Raw genomic sequence first — 25,404 nt, 5'->3', positions numbered from 1 at the left:
TCATAATTCAGACGAAAAACCTTAAAATCATGATACTTTTTACCCAAACCCAGCGCGGCGTAACCCTTAACGGCAACGGTTTTAGCCAAATACGGCAAAATACGTTTACACAAATACCAAGTATTGAAACAGCCCAAACCGACGAGATTATTTACCAAGCCTACGGCATTTTAAACTACGGCAGTAAGGCGTTTAATATAGAGGGCAACGTGTTTAGCAAAGACAGCCTACAGTATAACGCCACCCACGGCATTATTACGCTAAACTCGGGCTTAGGCGGCGGAACCATTAAACGCAATGCTTTTGAGGGCAGTTTTTGGGCAGCCAATTTACTACTCGGCGACAACCAAGCACTTGAATTAGACTGCAACCAATACAACAACCAAAACAAAGCCGACTGGTTAATTGCCCATGCCTTAGACCCCGAAACAGGCATTATAAATTTGGCAAACCTAAAAGAACAAGGTGTTTGCGACTTTAATGACCCCAATAACAACGCCCCCCTACACGAATACTGGCATACCGAAGCCGATACCGCCAACTACCACATTTTAAACCTGGGGCTTGATACCGTAGTAGTGCATTACGAACAAAACGACCCCGCAACCTTTGAACCTACCTTAATTTCCGGAATTGTAAATAAAGACGTTCCTTGTACCGGATTTGGCGAATATTGTCAAAGTAGTTTTGCACAAACACCCCAAGGGTTGGCAGCAATTATACAAAACCAAATGAGCCAAACGGGTACTTATGCTACCAATTTGGGCAATGCCTTAGTACAAAATTATGTGGCGCAAGGCAATACCGCCGCTGCCATACATTGGCAGCGCAGCCACCCCAATATTGTCAATAATACTGCATTAATGGCGCATTATACCCTGCAAAACCACGCCGATAGTGCCGCGCATTATTGGGGTTTGGTAGGCAGCAATTCCCAACCGCAGGCGCAAGCGTTGCGCCAAATTTATAGCCCTTGGGTGGCAGCCTTGCCAACCAATAGCAGTTGTGTACCCACTATGCAGCAGCAAGCCGATACCCTTATGGGCAGTTTTGGCACTATGGTAGCGCAACAATACTTGGCGTGTTTTAATAATACCCTATACAATAGGCAAGTATATATACCCGCTATTGCCGGAAAAAAATCGCAAACCATGCCCCATAACGCAAGTAACGCGCTAAAAGTTTACCCCAACCCTACCCACAGCAGTTTTACCGTTGAAACGCCCTCTGCCGAAGGATTGTTACAAATATATAATACCAAAGGTATGTTATTGTTGCAAATACCCGTTAGCCACGAGCAAACTTTGGTAGCCACCCCACAATTAACAGCAGGGGTATATTATATTTATTGGTATTCGCCGAACAGCAATACGCTTATGGCAAAAATAGCAGTTATTAAATAACTAGGTTCTAGCCGTGTAGGGCGGTGATTGCTGCCCTACACTCTTTATTAACTACTAAAAAACAATTTAATTATGTATAAACTTATATTTGTCGCAGCCTTAGTTTGGTGGCATACAGCAGTAGCAGCACAATCTGTTTTTAACAAATTATATACCAATGATACCTCACAAATATTTTTTACTGCAGCACGACAGTTAAACGAAACCACCTATTTAGCATTTGGGTCATCGGGCAATTCAAAATATGGATATATAGGCTTTTGGTTACTAAACCAAGCGGGTAATATTACCAATTTTCATTTACTAAATACCTCTTTTGAAGGGCATAGTTTATCTGGCAGGGGGCAATTATTGCAACTAAGCGACAGCGTATTTATTGCTACTTTTGATGCTAAAAACAGCAACCCAAATTACGCCTACGATGTTATGGTTATAAAATTTGATATTTCGGGAAATATTTTATTAAAAAAGACTTATGAAAAAATAGGATTGCAACTGGTTTATGAAATAATACCAACAAATGATAAGGGTTTTTTAATAGTAGGTGGCACTCAATTAGTCAATGAAATATCTTATATGTATGCCCTTAAAATAGATAGTATTGGCGGTTTTGTGTGGGAGAATACTTATAGTCTTAGCAACTACGGCAATAGTGCGGCTATGTCGGTAGTGCCTGCCGTTGGCGGCGACGGGTATATATTGGCAGGCTATGGCTACCATAAAGATAAAGACTACCAAGCCTATTTAGTAAAAATTAACCACAATGGCGAAAAACTTGAATATAAAGATTTTGGCGGTAGCGAGGCTAACGGAGCAGGTCTTTTAACCGTTTACCAAAATTTATACTTTTTAATTTATGGCGTACACAAAGCAAAACAATACTACCCTGTAATTAGCTTGATTGATACAGCTTTTAATCTCGTAGGTCCCCTTAAAAAATATGACAACATTAGCGAAGTGGCGGGGTATGCAATCCCTATTGTAAAGGGCATTGATAATGGGTATTGGTTAGCAGGGTATAGTGCCAAAGATAATACCGCTAACCCTGCGGGTATGGTTATGCGTTTAACGGCAAATTGCGATACGGTTTGGGTTAAAACTGTGCAAACATCAGCATCGCACGACAACTACCTGCGCGATGTAACGCCCACCAGCGATGGCGGTTGTATAGCGGCGGGTTTTAAACTATATCCTTCGCCTCAAATGGGTTGGTTGCTTAAATTTGATGCCGATGGTAATATCTGTTGGCAGGTAAACTGCGATAGCACCATTATTAACACCGCTATTGAACCGCCTCCACAACAAGGAGCAAATTCCCCCGCTTTGAGGGGGTTAGGGGGAGTTGTTACCCTTACCCCCAACCCAGCTACCAATATGGTACAGTGTAAATTTTTGCAATATAATCCTGCCCAGCAAAACGCCACTTTACTACTTTACAATACCCAAGGAGTAGTAGTTAAAAAAGTACCGCTAACTAATACCGAAACCGCTTTTTCCGTAACCGACCTACCCAAAGGCGTTTATTATGCGCATTTGCCAGATTATGCCTATTTTTATAAGCTAATTGTGCAGTAATGCCCCTACGGAGGAGCAACCCACCCCTGCGCCCCTCCGAGTAGGGGATTGTGCAAAATCTTGCTAATCCGTTAATCCGCTAAATCAGTGGTTCAGACAATATCCGGAAGAAAACGCAACGGTAAAATTACGGCAAAACTACCCTAAAGATACAGGTTCACAAAAGAAAAACGCCACCTACTTTACAAACACAAGCAGATAGCGTTTTTCAAATAAATCCAATTAATTCTTTACTCAATAACAACCACTTTAACGGTACGGGTTTGGTTGGCATTGGTAAGGGTTAGCAAATAGGTTCCGGCTGCCCAATGGCGCACATCTATATTAGTTTGATGGATGCCTGCTTGTGTATTTTCATCCGGATGTTGGTTTTGGAACACCAAACGGCCTGTTACGTCGTAGGCATATAGTTGCATATCATTGTTTTGCATGCCGTCCGGAATAAAATAGCGAATAGCAATAGCATCGGTAGCTGGTTGTGGCATTACCTGCAAGATGTCGAATTGGCCATTTCCGCGCAATAGGGCAATAATATTTGACTCGGCGGTTTTACCCTCGCTATCAAGAACAGTAACACGGTAGTAGTTGGCACCTTCAACGGCATTGGCATCAAAAAAGGCGAATTGCTGTTCGCCTGCTTTAGGCTTCATAGTTTGGGTATTTAAAACCTCAAACTGGTTAACATCTCCTCCGGAGGTCATGCGCCACAAAGTGCAACTAATATTATCGCCCTCGTCGTCGGCAATTTGCCAGTATAAATTATTACCTAATTCGGCCACGTCTCCTGTTAATTGAATAGCGGGTGGTATGGCCAAAACCGGTTTACAGTTGGGTTGCCCTGTAAAATTGCCCATCAAACAATTATTGGCATCTAAAATAAGTACCTGATAGGCGATATCGGGAGCAACAGGGCCAACTTCGGGCACAGCGCCCATAGCCGCTATGGTGGTATTTAATACGTTTCCGGATATGGTGTAAGGAGCGGTACCTTGTTCTATGTACATACCTAAATAGTAGCTGAAATCGGGTTCGTTTTTACAAACTTCATCTAAGTAGGCCTGTGCCCCTTCGCAAAGCGAGTTAAACATATACCCAGCATCGAGGTCAAGATCGGTAGTGGGGGCAAACAAGGTAAAATTGGGTGTACGGCCTGTGGCATCAATATCGCTGTCTAAGGCTGGGTTGCCGCCTGCATTGGCCGGCGATATTATATAGCTTGGCAAAATACCAACAGATATGTAATAGCTGCCCAAGTCCAAATTATTAAACAAGTAAAAACCGTTTACGTCGGTAATGGTAGTTGCAACTAAGTTATTGTCGGTGGTATAAAGGTAAACCGTTACGCCTTCTAAGCCGCCTTCTGTGGGGTCTTGTACGCCATTGCCATTGGCATCGTTAAATACGCGGTTTCCGATAGCCGACTTGGTTGCATCGCAAAATACCTCGCCGCTAACAATTAAATTACACCCGTCGTTGGCAATATCAATAATTTGAACAAAATAAGTTTGGCCACTCATGACCGGCAAAATATACTTACCTTCGGTAACGCCCGATAGTATTGTCGAAACGCCATCGGTAATATTGTAAGTGCTGCTTCCGGCTAAGGCTATTTCTAACTGAAAATCGCCAGCACCCAAGCAGGTTTCAACTGTATTTACTACAATATCGCAGGGCGGAAGTTCGTTGCAGGTTTGCGACACCGGAATATCAATTGCACAAGCTGTATTATTTTTGTCGGCAATATGCAGGGTATAGTCGCCGCTAACGTATCCGGGCAAAATTACGGTGCCAGCCGTTTGGTCAAAAACAGGTGGATGCACGCCATCGGTAATATTATATACCGCCGAGCCAGTAATAAGTAATTCTACTTCAAACTCGTTGCCACCGGTGCAGGTTGCGCTTGACTGAACACCCAAGTCGCACTCAATTGGGTTGGCACAATCGCGAATGCCGGCAAGTGTTTTAAAGCAGTCAGTATATTGGGTATCGGTTACTTTTATGCTGTACTGACCGTTGTTGAAAGGTCCTAATTTTACCTCACCGCCTCCGGTAATGGTTATATCCGGATGTTGGCCATCGGCAATAAGGTAAGTCGAGCCTCCGGAAATTGAGAGGGTAATTTCGTAGGTAGTTTCATCTAAGCAGGTAATACCCAAAATATTTGTTGTTAAATTACATTCGGGTATTGGGGTACAGTCTTTAATGCCTGTAATGGTTTGGGTACAAGTAGCATCAATATTGCTAACAGCGGTTATGCTAAACGAGCCGTTGGGGTAAGGTCCCATAGTTAAATTGCCCGCCGATACATTGGCTAATTTGCTGCCATTTTGGTCCATAACTGTATAGGTGCCTGTACCAGCCAAGGTTAGAGTTACATTATAAGTATTATCGCCAAGGCAGTCGGTAGCCGTTGAAAGGTTAATATCGCAATTAAATGGCGGCTCGGTACAGTCTTTTGCACCCGAAATGGTGTTTACACAAGCGGCAAAGTTAACGTCTTGTACGGTTATTTCGTAGTTTAGTAAGGTTGAGTTTCCGAGCGGGTAAGTACCTGCTGTTACGCCGTTAAGTGGGGCACCAAAATTAGTGGTAATATTATAAGTGCTGCTTCCGGTAATGGTAATACTTACGGCATATCCGGCAGTTTTTTCGTTGCACAACAAACTCACTTCGGTTAGCAGGTCGCAGCTTGGGTCTATTTCGCAATTTACAAAACCCGACGAGCCAACAAAACAAGTGGGGTCGTTTACGTCTGTAACAAGGAATTGATAATCGGCATCTTGCGGCAAATCAAAAGGCCCTAAAACGTAGCTGCCGGCTGGTTGGTTAAACAAATCGGGGCTGTTTGATATTTGCACATTATAAGTGCTTGGACCAGTAATATTTAAGTTTATATTAAATTCATCTTGGCTTAAACAGTCAATTTGTGGGGTTGCGTTTAGGTTGCAAGTACCGGGCGGCGTGCAGTCCATTGAGCCTTCGTTTCCAAAATAGCACCCTTGTTGGAAATTAACATCCGCGATATTAACATAGTATAAAAACTGGGTCAAATTTTTAATGGTATAGGTTCCGGCAGGATTAATTTCGTCGTAAACTTCGTTTCCACCCAAGCCGCCGTCACGTACCCGCAAACGATACTCGCTACTTCCCGAAATGGTAATAATTAGGTCGTACGTGCCATCATCATGACATTCGGTAGCTACGGTATAACTCAAATCACATTCCGAGGGTTCGCAGTACCATGTTCCGGTATAGTCGGTATTACATTCTGGGTTTTCACTATCCATAATTACCATATCGTATTCGCCGTTATTAAAAGGCCCAACCGTATAAACCCCTGCCGGTACATTTTCTTCAAATTGTTGAACCAAATTGCCTGGGTAGTCGCCTTCCCATATATTATAGGTACTTGAGCCTGATATTGTAATTTCAAGATTGTACTCGTCGTCATTTAAGCAAACAAATTTGTTGGTAACATTTATGTCGCAGGGCGGCGGCAAAAAGCAGGGCAATGTTTTTAACAAATTAACCTGGCAGTTTTCGTTCTTTTCGTCAACAACCTGTAAAATAATACTGTTTTCGTCGTTGTATGTATAGCTATACCATCCGGCAGTGGCTGCTGTTACACCTGTTACCGTTTGTCCGTCAAAATTAATGGTGTAGGTAGAGCTTCCATTTAGCGTCAAATGTACGGCATACGAGTTGGCTTCTTCAAAACACACTACGCTATCAATGCTGGCACTAATATCGCAGGGTGGAGGTACGGCGCAAGCATAAATTCCGGAAAATTCCTGCACGCAGGCCGAAAGTGCTTCGTCAACTACTTTAACGTTGTATTGGCCATTATTGGTATAAGTGCCTATCGTTTCGGTGCCGGCAATAATTCCGGATTTTAACAATACGTTTTCCTTGAACAGGCTGTAGGTGCTGCTGCCCGAAATAGTAACTGCCAAATCGAAGGCTGTATTATCGCTATTACAAACGGGGGCAACGGCTACATCTAAATCGCAGGTGGGGGGCGGCTCGCAAAACACCGAACCCGATAAATAGCTGAAACATACTGGATTTGTTTCGTTTTGCACAAAGGCGCTATATGGTCCGTTGGGATAAGGGCCAAAATTGTAGGTTCCGGCGCTCAAACCTTTTATCGTATCGGTTTGATTGTATATAATTGTGTAAGTGTCGGTTCCGGATATTACTAAAGTTCCGGTAAAACTATCGCCAGCATCAACGCAAGTAGTTGTTGCAACGGCTTCCATATCGCACGAGGTATTTACAACACAGTCCACCTCGCCAAAAAACTCAAAACGGCAAGATTGGTTTCCGCCACCGGTACCTAAGCGCACTACAAACTGAAAGTTTCCATCATCATCAAACGGGCCAACTATATAATCGCCGGCGGGTACGTCATTAAATTCGGGGGGGCCGCCGCCAACAAGGATATCATATACACTGCTGCCGGCAATATGCACCAACATATTGTAATTGGTGTTGCCTTCGCAAATAGGTTCGTAGCTTACAATTAAATCGCAGTTTAAGTCGCAATCTTTAGCAATTTCCATACTTGTTACACAGTCGGCTAATTGTTCGGCGCCTGCGGCACTAACTGTTATATCAATTTCACCATCATTGTAGGGGCCAAGTACATAGTCGCCGGCGGGTACATTGGTTAAAACTTCGTCATTTTCAACCTCAACATCGTAGTTATACGAGCCAACAATGGTCAGGTGTATTTCGTATTGGCTGTTTGAAGTACATACGGCATTGGCCATTATACTTAAATCGCAAGACTGTTCAACGGTGCAGTCGTGGTTTTCTTGTAATTGGACCGAACATCCGTTAGGATTACCCACTTGGCTAATTTCGGCAACATGGGTGTCGCTGGTCAATCCGGTAAAAGTATATTCGCCGGCCGGGGCATTATTTTTGCTAAAATTATTGCCTTCAAAATCGTTCACCTGAATATTGTAAAGCCCCGATCCGGTAATTATAATGTGGTAAATATACGAGCCATCGGGTTGGCACTCGGTAAAACTGGTTGCGCTAAGGTCGCAGTCGGGGCAGTCTTTATTTATTTCAAAATCGGTATAACAATCTTCCTTTTCGGTATCTTGAATTTCAATATTTTGGTTATTACCATTACCCAAAGTAAAGGTATAAGTGCCGGCAACTGCTCCGTCAATATCTTGCCCGCTGCCATTTAAGTTAATATCGTAAGTGCTAAGGCCATTTAAAACCAGTGTGGCTGTAGGCGAATTGCCATCACAATTTAAAGTTAAGTCGGCATCGAGCGTACATTCTTGTTGCACACCACAGGATTTAAGTCCGGATACTGTTTGGAAACAGAACGGGTTATTTTCGTTTGACACCGTAATATTAAATATTTGGGCATTTTCAAAAGGGCCTATGGTTGTTGAGCCTGCACTTACGCCTATCAGTGGGCTATGTATGCCGTCTGTAATGGTGTAGGTTGAGTTGCCTTCGATGGTTAATTTTACCATATAAGTTTGATTGGGCAGGCAATCGGGGAGGGCAACGACATTGAGCACACAATCATAATTACAAGTTTTAGTACCGTTAAGCACTACCTGGCAATTAGGGTCGGCTTCGTTGGTAATTACTATACTGTAAGCACCATTAGTAAGTGGCCCTAAAACATAGGCGCCTGCTGTTGCGTTGGTAATAGGGGTATTTATGCCATCGGTAAGGGTAAATGTGCCGGTACCTGCCAAAGTTACTGTTACCTCGTAAGTTGTAAGCGTTAGGCAGGTAGGCAAAGCAGTAGCAACGGGGTCGCAAATGATGGGGTCTTCGCAGTCGTAAAACCCACCTAACGAGGTAAAACATTCGGGATTAGCTTCGCTAATGATGGTAAGATTGTAGTTGCCATTTGCAATAGGGCCTAAAGAATAGGTGCCAGCAGTTAATCCGGTGAGTGGTGGATTAACGCCATCGGTCATTACATAAGTATCAGTTCCGGACAAAATGACTTCTAAATTATAAGATTCTTGTCCTTCGCAAATTGTATTTGCTGTTGCCTGTACATCGCAGTTAAACTCGGGCGTACAGTCTTTTACACCTGCCAGCGAAACGCGGCAATTAGCCTCAACAGGGCTGGCTACATTAACCAAATAACTGCCATTGGGTACCGGGCCAAGCGTGTAAGTGCCCGCCGTAATATTAGTAAGTATTACGCCAAAATTGGTTGTTACATTATAAACGCCCGTTCCACCTACATTAAGGGTAATATTGTAATTAGTATTGTCGTCATTACAAATAATATTGGTCGAAGCGGTTAGGTCGCACAAATAACAATCGGCAGCACCATTAAGGGTGGTAAAACAGTCGGGGTCGGCGTTATTAATTATAGTAATGCTGTATGTGCCATTGCTGTAAGGGCCAAGGGTTACGGGGCCAGCGCTAAAGGTTTGCGGTGCATTAATACCGTCATAAATTGTATAGGTTGCGGTGCCCTCTAAAACAAAGGTTACCATATATCCCGATTTATCTGACACACAATCTACATCGGCAACGGTGGGCAGTTGGCAGTCAAAACAAGTTTCGGTGCCTTCAACAACGGTTTGGCAATTAGGGTCTTCTTCGCTGATAACGCCAAACTCGTAGGTTTCATCATTGGCATAAGGGCCAAAAGTGTAAGTGCCGGGTGCTAATCCGGTAAATGCTGGCGTATTAAAATTGGTAACGGTAAAAGTACCGGTTCCGGAAATTATTAAATCTACAAAATAAAAATCATCGTCTTGGCATTCGGTGGTAGCCGATGCTGTTAAATCACATTCAAAACAGTCTTGGGTGCCGGTAAGTACTTCAAAACAATCGCTGGTTTCTTCGTTGGTTATGGTTATAGTATAGTTTCCGTTGGGGAATGGGCCAACTACTACCGTACCTTTTTTACCGGTTTGTGGTGTATGAATTCCATCGTCAACGGTATAAGTTCCAGGGCCAACAATAGTTAAAGTAATGGTGAACTCTAAACCGTTAGTACAATTTATATTTTGACTAACCGATAAATTACATTGATAACAATTTTCGTTGATAGGTACTACGGTAGTACAATCCGGATTAGAACCGCTTACAACAGATATATTGTGCATGCCATTTGTTAAGGGGCCAACCTCCCAAACGCCTGCGCCTACGCCACTGTGGTAAACCGTACTGCCTTCAGAGATGGTATATAAACCCTCGCCAGATATGGTTATTTCTGTTTCAAAAGTGTAATTATCTATGCAAAAAGTTGCTGCCGATGCGTTTAGAACGCAATCAAAGCAATTGGCTTCGGCGGTTAATGTTTGTTTGCAAGAGGCATCGGTTTCGCTGGTAACAACAAAAGTTACGGGTGCATCTTCATCGTCGTAGCCGGTATATTCGTAGGTGCCGGCATCAAGCCCTGTATCGGTTTGGCCATTATGTACTACTTTATAGGTGCCCGACCCTGTAATTGTTAAAACTACATTATACAAACCATCATCGGTACAATCGGTGGCAATAGTTGCCTCTAAATCGCAACAAATCACATTCATTGGCAAAATAGTTACGCAGGTAGGGTCGGCGGTGCTGGTTACGGTAATGGTGTAGTTACCTTGGTCAAAAAGTCCTAAATTATAGGTGCCGGCATCAATATTGTAAAGTATATTTACGCCATCATCTAAATTGTAAGTGCCCGAACCGGTGATGGTAACTGAGGCAACAAATTGCCCTCCGCTAAAACACGATGTCGAAACCGTAGCAGCCAAATCACACTCAACCGTACAATCATCGGCAACTGTTACCGTTTCAGTACAAGTGGCATCATCTGTTTTTGTAACAACTACATTATAGTTGCCGTTGTCGTAGGGGCCAAACGTATAAGTTCCGGCGGTTGCATTGGTGTAAGGGGCATGGATACCATCAGTAATATTATAAAGCCCTTGCCCGGTTATGGTAATAAATGCACCAAAAGTTTCCGTGTCAATGCATTCGGTGGTAGCTGCTACAGTTAAATCGCAGGTTTCCAAGCAATCTTCTGTTACCGGAATTACTTGGACGCAATTAGGAATATCTTCGCTGGTAATACTTATATCATACGAACCGTTTGGAAGCGTGAAAGTATAAGTTCCGGCGGGTTTGTTGGTTAGCGTAGTTGTATTATATTGGATGGTGTATTCGCCAATTCCGGATATTATTAAAGTTACGGTATATTCGTTGTCGTTCAAACAATCTACTGTTGCCGATACCTCTAAATCACATTCCGGAATGTCTTCGCAATTTATTATTTGCGATACCGAACATCCATTGGCATCTGTTACCACCAATAAATACATACCGGGCGGCACATCAAATTTTCCATCTGTGTTTGTTTCTATCAACGTAGGGTTAAATCCGGGGGTGTATAATTCGTAAATGTAAGGGGCCACACCGCCAATGGCAACAATACCGTCGGCACAGCTATATGGCTCTACAATATCTAACGGAATAGCAACGGTTACTACTAAATTGTTAAGCGTTTTAGTACATCCTAAAGCATCAGTAACCGTAACCGAATAAGTACCAGTATTTAATCCGCTAAAATAACCATTGTTATTTTGGGCAACTAAAATACCATTTTTAAACAATTTAAACAAGTACGGAGTTGACCCGCCCGTTGCGCCAATATTTAAAATGCCATAATCGCAAAGTGTTGTGTTATTTGTAACCACCAATTCGGGGTAAGCCACAATATTTACGGTAAGTGGTTGGCCGGGGCAACCGCTGTTGTTTAACGAATAAACCACATAAGAACCTGTACTAACATTTGTAAAAGTTGCTTTTCCGTTGGCATCGCCATTTTGGGTTTGCAGCCAGCCATTTCCGGCATTTTGTGGGTCAGATGGCACAAAAGTTCCGGTTGAGGTGTATAAATAAAACGTCCAGCCGGGCCCACTTGCTTGCACGCTAAACTGGTTAGACTTACAATTATCAAATGGCAGTAAGGTAATGGGCTGATTTTGATTTACCGCAATAGGGATAGATGCCTGACATCCTAAATCATCTTCAACAACTAAATAATAATTCCCGGATGCTACGCCACTAAATGTGCCCGGCCCGTGCAATACTGGTGGCGTTGAGCTTACATTCGGAATAGCTCCCGGCGCTGGCAATGTGGACAAAAATATATCGTACAAACCTGCTCCTGAAAAAATATCGGGGTCATGGCCTCCATCTACATTATTAACGGTTACCAAATTATTTTGGCAGTTGTACGAGCCAGTAATTACTAAGGCCGCCGATACTGTTACCGTAACAGGGCCAGCTACGCAGCCAGAATTATCAATAGCCCAAATTTTATAAGTTCCCGGATTTATACCCATAAAATTGCCAGTATAGTCGTTTCCGCCTACACCCAAATCGCTGGCAACCCAGCCATTTACCGGATTTGTGGGATTAAGTGGGTCAAAACTGCCAGTAAATTGGTACAAATAAAAATCCCAATCGGGGGTGCCGCCTGTTGCGGTTGCCTGCGCCGTATTTGGGGGGGTATTGCAATTGGCTTGAGTTGCAGTTAGCGTGCCAGGATTGCCCGTTACTATTACCGGAACCGAAGCTTGGCAGCCTAAATTATCTTGTAAAATAGCGTAATAGTTGCCATTTGGAACGTTGGTAAAAGTACCCGGACCCGATAATGTTGGAGGGGTAGTGCTTACATTTTGTATGCCACCTGGTGCCGGAAAAGTAGAAAGAAAAATGGTATAGCTTGCGCCTGCAAACACGTTGGGGTCGCTGCCCCCACTTACCGAGTTAATAGTTACAGTACCTCCTTGGCCACAGTTGCCGCTAGCAGAAGCCGTAATAACTAAGGGGCCGCGCACTTTAACTGTTTGAGGGCCAACTTGGCAGTTATTTGCATCGAGCCCCCAAACTTTGTAGGTGCCGGGTGCTATGCCTGTAAAATTGCCAGTATAGTCGTTGCCACCAGTGCCAATATCGGTTGCGAGCCATCCATTGCCCGCATTTTCGGGATTTAGCGGGTCAAAACTGCCGGTATTGGTGTAAAGGTAAAAATCCCAGTCGGGTGCGCCATTGGTAACGTTTACAATGGCGGTATTATTGGGTGGATTTGTGCAGGTTAAGGCGGGTGTGCTTATAACAGGGGCTTGTCCGGTTAAAGTAACTGGCACCGACACTTGGCAGCCTCGCGCATCCGATAAAATAACATGGTAACTACCGCTGGCTACATTGCTAAAAGTACCCGGTCCCGTTAGGGTTGCGGGCGTTGAACTTACATTGGGTATGCCGCCCGGTGCGGGTATAGTTGAGAGGTAAATAACATACGGCGATTTTCCACCGGCTACGGTATTAACGGTTACGGTATTGCCGCCCGTACAAGCTCCCGAGCCATTAGCGGTTATGCTCATGGGGGTGTAAACCTGCACATTCAGCGTTTTGGTGCAACCGCCCGGAACATCCGGATTATTGTCGTTTACTTCAACGGTATATGTTCCAACTGATAATCCGGTAAAAATGCCGGTATTATTGGTTGCCAACAGGGTTCCGCCCTGAAAAAGTTTATAAGTAAACGAGGTGCTGTTCCAACTTGCGCCGGCGTAACCTCCCGAGCCTGTTGTGTAAATTTGCCCATCAACACATTGGTTTATTTCGGTTAAATTAAGCGGGTTGTAAATGCCTACCGTCATCGAAATAACAGTACAGCCAGTGCTGTTCTCGGCATAAACAGTGTATTGCCCGCCGCTAATGCCGGTAAAACTGCCCTGATAAACGCCGGGTGATATGGTATTGGGTGTTACGGGCGTAGTAATATCGGTAGCACCGTCATCAAAAGGTGCACCTAAATTGTATAAATAATAGACCCACGAGCCGGGCTGCCCGCCTGTTGTTTGAATGGTAGCTTTGTTCCAAGTGCATCCGGTTGGAATTTGGCTGATGGTGTAGGTTTCATTATTTTCGGTAACAGTAACCGGAACGGAATATTGGCAGCCTCTGTCGTCTTGCAAAACAACATAATAATTGCCTGCTGCAACATTTAAAAAGGTGCCCGGCCCCGACAAAGTTGCCGGTGTTGAACTAACATCGTTTACGGCACCCGGTGCGGGAGTTGTTGATAAGAAAATGGTATAAATAGCGCCCGGAAATCCGCCGCCTTGTGTTTCTAATGGAGAGCGGCCACCATTTACGCCGGTTATTTTAACTTTTTCTTGAAAATCGCAGGGGTCGGTTGAAAGTGTTATGCTAAACGGGTCATACACTTCGATGGTAACAGTTTGCGAGCACATAATACCGGTGGCTACGCCATAGGGGTCAATGTATTCGTAACTAACGGTAATAGTATGGTTTCCGGAGGAAAGGCCTGTTGCGGTAAATAATCCGGAGGTGTTGCAGTTGCCTAAAAATCCATCAATATTTGAGCTAACTTCGTAAAGTGCTAAATTGTTATAGTTTGGGTGCGCGGGCTGTCCGCCGCTTACCTGTAAAGTAAAAGTGTTAAACGTGCTACAAGTTATAGTATTTACGTTTACGTTAATAGGATTAAAAATTTCAACGTCTATAGTTGTTTGGCAGCCTGCCTGGTCGGTAATGATAACTGGGTACGTTCCTTGCGGTACAAATCCGGAAAATTGCCCGGTATTGTTTGTGCCAAGCCCTGCCGATGTCGCATCGAAGGTGTATGGCGAGGAGTCGTAGTCGGGTAAACCGCCATTGGCACTAATATCAATACTGTTATAGCTACAAGCCTGTTCGTTGGTAACTGCTTCAATGGGGGCTAACATAACCATTGTGGCGTTGCCTCCGGCAAACTCTTCGCATCCGGGAGGGGCACTATCGCTAAAATCTTCCCAAATAGTGCCGGTAAAGGTCATAAGTGTATTATAGGGGTAAGTGCCATTATTGGTAAGGGTAAACGAGGTGCCGGCACCTAAGTGGTTTAAATTGGGATTATTGTAGGGGTTGGCATTGTTCCAGTGAATATGGTACGAGCCACCCGCATAGGGAATTACTATATTTGCCGGATTTTCAACCTGCACAGTTCCCGATTCGCCGGCACATAAAATTTGGTCGGTAGTGGTTACGGTAAGCTTGTCGGCTTCGGGGCAGCCCACTACAAATGCGTAGTCTTGCGAAGCAATAGCCGCCGAGGTGCAGGTTTGATAGGCTTCCCAACGGATGGTATTTGCCCCGCAGTTCACTTTTAGTTGATTTGCGTTGGGTATGCATCCGGGGTTGCCGGGGCAGGCAATAAGCTCTTTGTTTATCGTTAGGATTTCGCTGCCATCGGTACAGTTGCTGGTGGCAGTAGCTACTACAACGCCGTTCAGTTTTATTTGATACACCAAACTGCTTTCAATACAGCCGTTTGTTGGCGAGGTTGTTAAAGTGGTATTTAGGGTAAAACCACAGGTTATGGTTTGGTTATTGTTTAAATTAGTAGCTACGCTAAAGTTGGGTGCGGTTGGTTGCCCTGTTATGGTAAAGTTTAGCGTTTGTGGATACGAGGGGTTTAGCCATCCGCTGCCGTCTGGCAGGGTACAATCTTCCATACCATCTAAGTTTCCAATACTTGGGTTGCCATTACAACAACGCCACGGGCCAGGGCCAACATTTGAGTTGTCGGCAACACCTTTGTCGTAATCGGGGTTCATGGCGTAGGCAAAAAGCGTATAAGTTGTGCCAATGCAAAGTTGCGAGGCTGGAATTTGCAGTAAATTGTCGCAACCGCCTGGGCTGGCACAAGACGAGCCAACAGCCGTACTGCCCACAGTACAGTTTGTGCCCCAAAAACCGTGTGCAATAAGGCCGTTTTGAACCTCAATACCTTGTAAATCGCAAGCCGAGCAATCGGAATTGGCGTATAAAAACCAATGAATATCTACATTGTCAATACCAAAACCGTTTACATTACAATCGTAGTTAAACCCACCACAGTCGGGCATATCGTTAGGGTCTAAACGAAATAGAAATTCGTAATTGCTGCCTACTAAATTAGGGCCACTTACAATTTTTGCATAAGGAGGGTTTTCAGCATAAGTAGTGGTTGCAGCGAAAAATAAAACAAGTAAAATCGTTGCAAGTGATTTTACTTTTGGTAAAGCTTGGTTCATAGGTTAGGGATTTTTTAAAAATAGTAGCGCTGTCGAAATAAAAAAAAGGATACTTTTGTTTGAAAAGGTAGATTTTTTCCGGATTGGTTGCATACTATACAGCAAGCAAAAAACAAAAGTAATTAGAACTGTCGTTTAGCAGGCAAATAATTATAAAAAACTTGTTTTTAATAGGTAAACTTGGTATAAAGGTAGTTACAATTTGCCAAATACTTTATAGCCTCGCAACATTATTGTTTAGACATGTCGTTTTTCTGCCTAAACCTTAATTTTGTTTCAGGGCTTGGCATAAAATAATTCTAACTCTGATTTAGTGCAAATGATATAGTTAGAAGATTCTTCCGGAAATAGCGCGCAAATACAGCTAAAACCGAACCATTCAAGTTGGCATAGGCAAAAAGTTGTATCTTTTTTACTTTGAAAACGGCGAAATCAAAAAAGTATTACCTTTATACTAAACCTATCTATGATGGCGTTTTAAAAGCTATATAAATTTCCGGATTTGATACCAACCCACCCTACTAAGTTTTTTAATTTATAGCTGTAATATTGCTCAACACAAAACAAGCAAACAACTATCTTATGTTAATCCTTTATTTAGTTCGCCACGCAAAATCTGACTGGGATAATAATTTTAATGACCACGACCGCCCACTTAACGAGCGCGGTCTAAACGATGCCCCAAATATGGGCAAATATTTAGCCCAGCACCTTAACCCCAGCCAATTGCCACAATATATAATTTGCAGTACGGCCAAACGGGCACATACTACCGCCCAGCTAATTGCCCAACAACTAGGCTATCCCCCCGAACAAATAGCTACTGACCCTTTGCTGTACGATTTTTCCTTAGCATCGGGCAATATTGTGGCAACCCTTCAAAACCTGCCTAACCAATACCAAACAGCTATGATGGTAGGCCACAACAGCGCGTTCTCGCAGTTGGTAGCTTGGTTTTCCAATACCCGCTATTTTGACCGCCCAACTTGTGTAGTGGTACAAATTTTATTGCCCATAACGCAATGGAGCGACATAAAGCAAGGCATTGGCTCGTTAGAAATGTATTTAACGCCTAAAAGTATATAAACTAAAATTAGGTATTTTAACAAAGTACAAACACCCAATTAAACAAAATAGGCATCTGTTTAAGTAGAAGTGTGGTTAATGGTAGTTTTTGAAGTGTTTTTACTGCTGATACTGCTATTTATGAGCCATTTATTTATAAAATTAACTAATTCATTTTATTAAAATGCGAGCCAAATTATACTCCTTTTGTTTAACCCTGTTGGTATTTACTTTATTTGCTTTATATGCCCCATTTTTAAATGCTAAATTGCTGTTGTCTGCTTCCGGAAAAACCCTTGTCAATAACAGTGGGCAATTACAAGGCACTGTAACCGATGCTACTACCGACCAAGCTTTATCGGGCGTTACAATTTCCTTGTTGGATGGCAACAAAACCATAGCTCAAACCACCAGCAACAAACAGGGTTTTTACCAAATAACAAACTTACCCTCGCAAGAGTACCGGTTAGAGGCCTCTAAGGTGGGTTATGTTAATGCTACACTATATGCGTTGGCAATCCATGAAAGCCAACCCAAGTATTTACATATTTCAATGTCGAGAGACAAGTTTGCCGAATCGAAAAAAGCAGATGATTTGGCCAGTTCAAAAACCGAACCCCCAAAAGATACTAAAAGTAAAACAGCCAACAACACTAAACCCAAACCAACAACCGAAACCGGTTATGGAAGGCAATCCAAACTATCGTTTAGTGCTATACCTACCTCGCCCCCAGCAGCACCTGTACCTACAAAATCTTACGAATCAATTAGCAAAGCCGAGGCATATTATGTTGATGGTATTCGATTAAGTAAAAACCCCAGCCCCAACCCAAGTAGGAAGCCTTTAGAATTAACCGCTATAAAAATACCCTCTGATAGCCGCAGTATTGAGGTAGGCGATTTAGTAAAAAAACATTTTGAGGGTGGCGGTGCTTACACGCTGGAAGCACCCAAACCGAGTGCCGGAACTTTAACCGCCGGAGAACTTAGCGATTTTAAAAAATGGGATCTTTGGCAAGATATTGCTAACCACGATTTATACCAATACCAGCAAAAATGGCAAATACAACCCATGCAACGCTATACGGTGCAATTAGTTACCGAATCCGGATTTCCTATTGCCGACCAACCTGTAAAACTATTAAATAAAGCAGGGCAAACCGTTTGGCAAACCCGCTCAGACAATACCGGCAAAGCCGAACTTTGGGCAAATTTATACTCAAAAAACGATACAACAACAAAAACTGATAAATCGGAATTAATTTCCGGAAAAAACGAGCAATTTAGTATCGCTGTTAATTATTCCGGAAAAGAATACAAGGTAAAAAAAGCACATCCGTTTCATAAAGGTATAGAGGTAATTACCCTCGATGCGCCTTGTTATGCGCCCCCAGTTGCCGATATTGCGTTTATTGTTGATGCTACAAGTTCTATGGGCGACGAAATTGAATACCTTAAAGCCGAGCTTTTAGATGTAATTGCCCGAATTAAAAACCAAAATACTACAGAAGAATTAAGCTTGCGCGTGGGCAGCGTTTTTTACCGCGACTTAGACGACGAATATGTTACCCGCACCTCGCCATTAAGCACCAATATTGACGAAACCCTAAACTTTATCCGCAACCAAAAAAGTGGCGGCGGTGGCGACTACCCCGAAGCAATTGACAGCGCTTTGTCGGTAGCCGTTCATACTTTAAACTGGAGCAGCGAGGCAAGGGCGCGGCTGGCTTTTGTAATTTTGGATGCCCCGCCACACGAAGACCCCGAAAACTTTATCCGGATGCAAAATGCCATTACCACCGCAGCCGCCAAAGGCATCCGGATAGTGCCAATTGTGTGCAGCGGCATCAAAAAAGACAGCGAATACCTTATGCGCAGTATTGCTTTGGCCACTAATGGCTCGTACCTGTTTTTAACCGACCACAGCCGCGTGGGCAACAGCCATATTGAACCTACCACCGATAAATACGATGTAAATAAACTTAACGATTTGTTGGCGCAGGTGGCTTTGCAATTCATAAAAATGCCAAACTGCCAAATTCCAATTGACCAACAGTTTGTAGCCGATAGCACCGTTGTTGACCATATATTTATTGCTGCTGCTGCCTTAAATGCCAATATTACCACCGATACAACTCAAAACAACGGCAACAAAACATATAACGACATTAAAACCATTGAGCTTAAATTATATCCTAATCCTACCTATGGCCCATTAACCCTAACTGCAAATGCCGATATTGCCGAGCTTTATTTGGCCGATGTCGCCGGCAAACTCATCGAAAAATACCAACTCACCGGCAATAAACCACTTCAGTTAAATTTAGCACAATACCCCGCCGGCGTTTATTTTATCCAATACCCAAGCGGGCAAAGTTTAAAAGGCGTTAAACTGGTTTTGCTGCATTGACCTATAAATCAATGGATAATTAAGAATTGAAAATTCTGCCTTATCTTTTCATATTAAAAATATTTTTTTCGTAAAAAGCCATTAAATAGGCGTACCTTTGCAACCCTTACGTAGTTTTAGCATTAAAATACCCTATTTATTATTTACGAATGATTTCGGTTAGCAATTTATCGTTGCGGCATGGCAAGCGTGTGCTGTTTGAAGATGTAAATTTAAAATTTACGCCCGGAAACTGTTATGGCATTATTGGCGCTAATGGTGCCGGAAAAAGTACTTTTTTAAAAATACTATCGGGCGAGGTTGACCCCACAACCGGCAGTGTTGAAATTGGCAAAAACCAACGCCTAAGTGTATTAAAACAAAATCGTTACGAGTTTGACGAGTTTCCAGTTTTAGATGCGGTAATTATGGGCAACGAAAAATTGTACAAAATTATCCAACAAAAAGAAGCCCTGTACGCCAAACCCGACTTTACCGAAGAAGATGGCCATTTAGTTGGCGAGTTAGAAAGCATATTTGCCGAAATGGACGGCTGGAACGCCGAAAGTGATGCTGCAACATTGTTGAGCAATTTAGGTATAGCCGAAAGTTTACACTACCAAATGGTTAAAGACTTAGACGGCAAAGAAAAAGTGCGCGTTTTATTAGCACAGGCCTTATTTGGCAATCCGGATATTTTATTATTAGACGAGCCAACAAACGACCTCGACTTAAATACAATAGACTGGTTAGAAAATTTTTTAGCCGATTATCAAAATACTGTATTAGTAGTTTCGCACGATAGGCATTTTTTAGATGCCGTTTGCACCCACGTTGCCGATATTGATTTTCAGAAAATTACCATTTTTTCCGGAAATTACTCGTTTTGGTACGAATCGAGCCAGTTACTGCTAAAACAAGCCTTAGATAAAAACAAAAAAGCCGAAGATAAAATTGCCGACCTCAAAACTTTTATTGCCCGGTTTTCGGCCAATGCCTCAAAATCAAAACAAGCCACCAGCCGTAAAAAAGCCTTAGAAAAAATAAAACTCGAAGACATTCGCCCCTCGAGCCGCAAATACCCCGCCATTATGTTTAACGATATGCAGCGCGAAGCCGGCGAGCAAATTTTAGAAGTTGAAGGCTTGGGCTGCGAATTAAATGGGCAGGTTTTATTTAGCAACCTCAGTTTTCAGGTACAGCGCGGGCAAAAAATTGCCATTATTGCCAACAACAGTTTAGCCGCAACGGCTTTTTATCAAACCATTATGCTGCCCGATGAACAGCCACATACAGGCAGTTTTAAATGGGGCATCACTACGGCACCCACCTATTTACCCTCCGACAACTCGGCATTTTTTGCCAATGCCAACCTAAATATTGCCGACTGGCTGCGCCAATTTTCTGATGAAACAGAAGAAACTTTTATTCGCGGATTTTTAGGTAAAATGTTATTTACCGGCGAAGAAGTTTTTAAGTCGTGCGCAGTTTTAAGCGGAGGCGAAAAAATGCGCTGTATGATTAGCCGGATGATGATGTTAAAAGGCAACGTATTATTAATGGACGAACCAACCAACCACCTTGACCTTGAAAGCATAACCGCCCTAAACAACGGTCTAAAAGATTTTAAAGGCACCTTGCTGTTTACCACCCGCGACCATGCCCTTGCCCAATCTATTGCCAACCGAATAATTGAACTTACCCCAACCCATTGCATTGACCGCGAAACTAATTTTGACGAATATAAAATGAGCAATAGTATGGCCACCTAAGCAAAAAAACAGTAAAACAAAAAACTGTATGTACTACCTTTGCTTTTGCAAAATTCAAATAAGTAAACTAAATAAACATGATACAATACCTTATTAAACGAATTTTATATGGCATTTTAGTGCTGTTTGGTGTAATAATAATTGTGTTTTTTTTATTTAATGGCTTAGGCGACCCCGCACGGCAAACAATGGGGCAACGCGCCGATGTAGCCACCCTCGAAGCGGTAAAAAAAGAATTAGGATTAGATAAACCATTAATGACACGGTTTGGTTTGTATCTAAACGACTTGCTACCAATATCAATACACGAAAATACCCCCGAAAACCAACAGAAATACAACTATAAAAAAATACTAAATATTGGCAATAACAACGTAATAGCAGCCAAATGGCCATTTTTGCGTAAGTCGTACCAAAATAACCGACCCGTGGGCGAAATTTTACTCGAAGCCCTGCCAAAAACCATTATCTTAAGTTTGGTGGCCATGACTTTGGCTACTATTTTGGGCGTTTTTTTGGGCATGTTGGCGGCTATAAAACAATTTTCGTGGCTCGATAACAGCATTGTTGTAAGTTCGATATTAGGTGTTTCGCAGCCCTCGTATTTTACCGGAATTATATTAGCTCTTATTTTTGGCTATTGGCTTAAAGATTATACCGGACTTAATTATACCGGAAGTCTCTACGAAATGAACGACTTAGGCGAGGAAACGCTAAATCTTAAAAATCTTATTTTACCTGCCATAGCCTTGGGTATCAGGCCATTGGCTGTTATTGTGCAGTTAGCCCGCAGCAGTATGGTCGAGGTATTAAGCCAAGACTACATACGCACCGCTTACGCGAAAGGATTAAACCCTTGGGGCGTAGTGATTAAACACGCCTTGCGCAATGCGCTTAACCCGGTTGTTACCGCCGTTTCGGGGTGGTTGGCCGGCACCTTAGCCGGGGCGTATTTTATTGAAATAATTTTCGACTACAAAGGACTGGGTTTTGTTACCATTAACGCACTTAGCAACCTCGATTTTCCGGTTGCTATGGGAGCGGTATTGTTTACTGCAAGTTTGTTTGTAGTAATTAATATTTTGGTTGATATGCTATACGGCTTGCTCGACCCACGTGTTACTTTATAACTAAGATTGTTTTTCGTTCAACTTATTTTAGCTGCCTAAACGCGGATAAAAAGCAATTTTGGCTAAAAATTCCGGTAAAAAAGCGTAATTTTACGGCAATATCAACCCGTATCTATAAAAAATATATGCCTCGTAATACCACCACCAAACAGCCTGTTTCGGCAGCCGAAATAGCCGCTATTACCGGAAAAAACTTAACTTGGGATGAATTTTGTACCGAAGTTTTGAACGATTTTTACTTAGCAAACGCCAGCCGCGAAATGAGCATTTTAGGCCGGAAAGAGGTTTTAGGTGGCAAAGCAAAATTTGGAATTTTAGGCGATGGCAAAGAAGTGGTACAGTTGGCAATGGCCAAAGTGTTTCAAAACGGCGATTTTAGGTCGGGATATTACCGCGACCAAACCTTAATGATGGCACTTGGTTTGCTTACCCCTCAACAATTTTTCGCCCAGTTGTACGCCAATACAAATCCGCAGCAAGAGCCAAACAGCGCAGGCCGCTGCATGAATGGTCATTACGCTACAGCTAGTTTGAACGATGATGGCTCGTGGAAAAATTTATCGCAACTAAAAAACAGTTCGGCAGATGTATCGCCAACAGCTTGCCAAATGGTGCGGGCCGTAGGCTTGGCTTTGGCCTCAAAAAAATACAGAGAATGTGCCGCACTGCATAACGAAACTGATTTTTCGAACCAGGGCAACGAAATTACTTTTGCCACCATAGGCGATGCCAGCACCAGCGAAGGTATTTTTTGGGAGGCCATTAACGCCGCAGGCGTACTGCAAATTCCGTTGGCAGTAACCGTTTACGATGATGGTTACGGCATATCAGTGCCTAAAAAGTATCAAACAACAAAGCAAAGCATCAGCGAATCGCTTAGCGGCATGGCTTATGACGAAAAAAATAAAGAGGGGATGTATATTATAACCGGACATGGATGGGATTATGCCGGATTATGTAAAATGTATCAAAAAGCAGTTCCAAATATCCGGAAAAAACACGCGCCCGCCTTATTTCACATCCAAGAGGTAACGCAGCAACTTGGCCACTCAACATCTGGCGACCATAGGCGTTACAAATCGGAAGAACGCCTAAAATGGGAAGTGGAAATGGATTGCCTACTGCATTTTAAAAACTGGATTATAGAACACAAAATTGCAGATGCCGAAGCCTTACAAAATATTGCCAACCAAGCCATTGCAGACGTTCGCCAACAAAAAAATGCCGCTTGGAAAGAACTGAACCAACCCATACAGGCGAATTTAGCTGAACTGTTGAGTTTGTACGATGCCATAGCCAACGAGGGCACGCATCCGGAGAAAATGCAGCAATTACGCCTCGACCTCTCAAAACTGCTAAACCCTACCCAGCGCGAAATAGCCCAATCGGCACGCAAAACTCTATTACAACTGCGCAACGCCACAAATACCTCCGGTATAATTAATTTGAAGCGTTTTACAAACGAGTTAATGCAAACACAAAAACAAATTTTTACCTCGTTTTTAACCAGTCCCTTTCCAAACTCAGCACTCAAGGTGCCACATATAAAGGCAGAATACACTGCAAATAGCCCTCAGGTAAATGGCTACGAGATTATGGTTGCTTGCTTTGATGCCATTTTAGCACGCGAGCCTCGCTTTTTTGCTTTTGGCGAAGACCTGGGCAAAATTGGCGATGTAAACCAAGGATTTAGTGGACTGCAAGAAAAATACGGCAAACAGCGGGTTTTTGATACCGGAATTCGCGAAGCCACCATTGTTGGGCAGGGCTTAGGAATGGCCATGCGCGGGCTGCGCCCCTTGGCCGAAATACAATATTTAGACTATTTACTGTATGCGCTTCAAACGCTTAGCGATGATGCCGCTACCTTATTGTACCGTACTGCCGGAAAACAAAAAGCACCCTTAATTGTGCGCACACGTGGCCATCGTTTAGAAGGTATTTGGCATACTGGCTCGCCAATGGGGGTAATTTTACACGCCTTGCGCGGTATGTACGTGGTAGTGCCCCGAAATATGACCCAAGCCGCCGGACTTTATAATACCTTACTGCAAGCAGATGACCCCGCCTTGGTAATTGAGTGTTTAAACGGATACCGGCTAAAAGAAACGCTTCCGGATAATATTGGCAGTTTTACCGTTCCGCTGGGTGTGGTTGAAACTTTGCGCATAGGCACCGACCTTACCATTGTTACCTATGGCTCGTGCTGCCGTATTGTTATGGATGCCGCCGAGCAATTAGCGGCTATCGGTATAGATTGCGAAGTAATTGACGTGCAAAGTTTACTGCCTTTCGATTTAAACCACAACATTGCTGCTTCGGTGCAAAAAACAAACAGACTGTTAATTGTTGATGAAGATGTGCCCGGAGGTGCATCGGCCTATATTTTGCAACATGTTGTTGAGGTGCAAGGTGCTTACCGCTGGTTAGACAGCCCGCCCGCTACCCTTACCGCCGTTGAAAACCGCGCCGCTTACGGCAGCGATGGCGATTATTTTTGCAAACCCAGCGCCGAAGATATTGTAGAAAAAGTGTACGCAATAATGAACGAAGTTACACCCGCAATCTTTAAAGAATATTTGGGGTAGCATGGCACACTACCTGTATAAAAAACATGTGTCGGTGAATGTATTTGACCACAAATTGTTAATTGACATTTTTAGATATTTATTCTCATCGTAAAAAAGTAATTGTAATTGGGTTAGGGAGGATGTAAAAAAGACCTAAATTAAGCAACAAGAGGGAAAAAAAGTCACAAATTAATTTGATGATTAACCCTAATATTGTCGTAAATTTGGACAAGAGTTTTTTTTTCCATAAACAAATACTCCCATGAAAAAGAACTTATTTAAGGGCAATATTTTTGTTTTCGCATGTACTTTTATGGCTTCTTTCTATGGTCAAGCCCAAACTAAAAAGTTTTAGTTTGTTTTCAGAGAATTTTGAAAAACCTAAGTATTTTAAATTTCAATTAAACTCGGA

Annotated in this window: 8 protein-coding genes; 7 read left to right on the top strand and 1 reads right to left on the bottom strand. The window is 43.0% G+C overall.

Annotation, left to right across the window (positions count from 1 at the left end; genetic code table 11):
• Window positions 1-29 precede the first annotated feature (29 nt).
• Window positions 30-1,403, top strand: coding sequence for a T9SS type A sorting domain-containing protein (locus IPI59_11280; protein MBK7528113.1), 1,374 nt, complete (start codon window positions 30-32; stop codon window positions 1,401-1,403).
• Window positions 1,404-1,475: 72 nt separating this feature from the next.
• Window positions 1,476-2,978, top strand: a complete 1,503-nt coding sequence (locus IPI59_11275) for a T9SS type A sorting domain-containing protein (GenBank protein MBK7528112.1) — start codon at window positions 1,476-1,478, stop codon at window positions 2,976-2,978.
• Window positions 2,979-3,208: 230 nt separating this feature from the next.
• On the opposite strand, the gene IPI59_11270 is transcribed toward IPI59_11275, so the two are convergent.
• Entirely contained in the window at window positions 3,209-16,066 is a 12,858-nt protein-coding gene (locus IPI59_11270; protein ID MBK7528111.1) for a T9SS type A sorting domain-containing protein, read from the bottom strand.
• Window positions 16,067-16,648: 582 nt separating this feature from the next.
• Between IPI59_11270 and IPI59_11265 the strand changes: the two genes are divergently transcribed.
• The 5 genes from IPI59_11265 to IPI59_11245 all read left to right on the top strand — a co-directional run bounded on the left by IPI59_11265 (window position 16,649) and on the right by IPI59_11245 (window position 25,010).
• Complete coding sequence (locus tag IPI59_11265) at window positions 16,649-17,152, top strand: histidine phosphatase family protein (GenBank protein MBK7528110.1); 504 nt, start codon at window positions 16,649-16,651, stop codon at window positions 17,150-17,152.
• Between the two features lie 163 nt (window positions 17,153-17,315).
• Window positions 17,316-19,541 (top strand): carboxypeptidase regulatory-like domain-containing protein, encoded by a 2,226-nt coding sequence (locus IPI59_11260; GenBank protein ID MBK7528109.1) that lies wholly within the window; start codon window positions 17,316-17,318, stop codon window positions 19,539-19,541.
• Between the two features lie 149 nt (window positions 19,542-19,690).
• The gene (locus tag IPI59_11255; protein MBK7528108.1) at window positions 19,691-21,292 is read left to right on the top strand and encodes an ATP-binding cassette domain-containing protein; all 1,602 of its coding nucleotides are present in this window, start codon (window positions 19,691-19,693) and stop codon (window positions 21,290-21,292) included.
• Between the two features lie 77 nt (window positions 21,293-21,369).
• Complete coding sequence (locus IPI59_11250) at window positions 21,370-22,422, top strand: ABC transporter permease (GenBank protein ID MBK7528107.1); 1,053 nt, start codon at window positions 21,370-21,372, stop codon at window positions 22,420-22,422.
• Between the two features lie 125 nt (window positions 22,423-22,547).
• A complete protein-coding gene (locus IPI59_11245; protein MBK7528106.1) occupies window positions 22,548-25,010 on the top strand; it encodes a transketolase in 2,463 nt (820 codons plus the stop codon).
• Window positions 25,011-25,404: the final 394 nt, after the last annotated feature.

The sequence above is a fragment of the Sphingobacteriales bacterium genome (genome assembly GCA_016706405.1).
Classification (GTDB): domain Bacteria; phylum Bacteroidota; class Bacteroidia; order Chitinophagales; family UBA2359; genus BJ6.
This window is presented reverse-complemented; position numbering and strand designations above follow the sequence as displayed.

What these genes read in the sequence shown, in the direction of transcription:
- IPI59_11265 (MBK7528110.1), top strand. Translation starts at nt 16,649, where the DNA reads ATGTTAATCCTTTATTTAGTTCGCCACGCAAAATCTGACTGGGATAAT.
- IPI59_11270 (MBK7528111.1), bottom strand. Translation starts at nt 16,066, where the DNA reads ATGAACCAAGCTTTACCAAAAGTAAAATCACTTGCAACGATTTTACTT.
- IPI59_11245 (MBK7528106.1), top strand. Translation starts at nt 22,548, where the DNA reads ATGCCTCGTAATACCACCACCAAACAGCCTGTTTCGGCAGCCGAAATA.
- IPI59_11255 (MBK7528108.1), top strand. Translation starts at nt 19,691, where the DNA reads ATGATTTCGGTTAGCAATTTATCGTTGCGGCATGGCAAGCGTGTGCTG.
- IPI59_11275 (MBK7528112.1), top strand. Translation starts at nt 1,476, where the DNA reads ATGTATAAACTTATATTTGTCGCAGCCTTAGTTTGGTGGCATACAGCA.
- IPI59_11260 (MBK7528109.1), top strand. Translation starts at nt 17,316, where the DNA reads ATGCGAGCCAAATTATACTCCTTTTGTTTAACCCTGTTGGTATTTACT.
- IPI59_11280 (MBK7528113.1), top strand. Translation starts at nt 30, where the DNA reads ATGATACTTTTTACCCAAACCCAGCGCGGCGTAACCCTTAACGGCAAC.
- IPI59_11250 (MBK7528107.1), top strand. Translation starts at nt 21,370, where the DNA reads ATGATACAATACCTTATTAAACGAATTTTATATGGCATTTTAGTGCTG.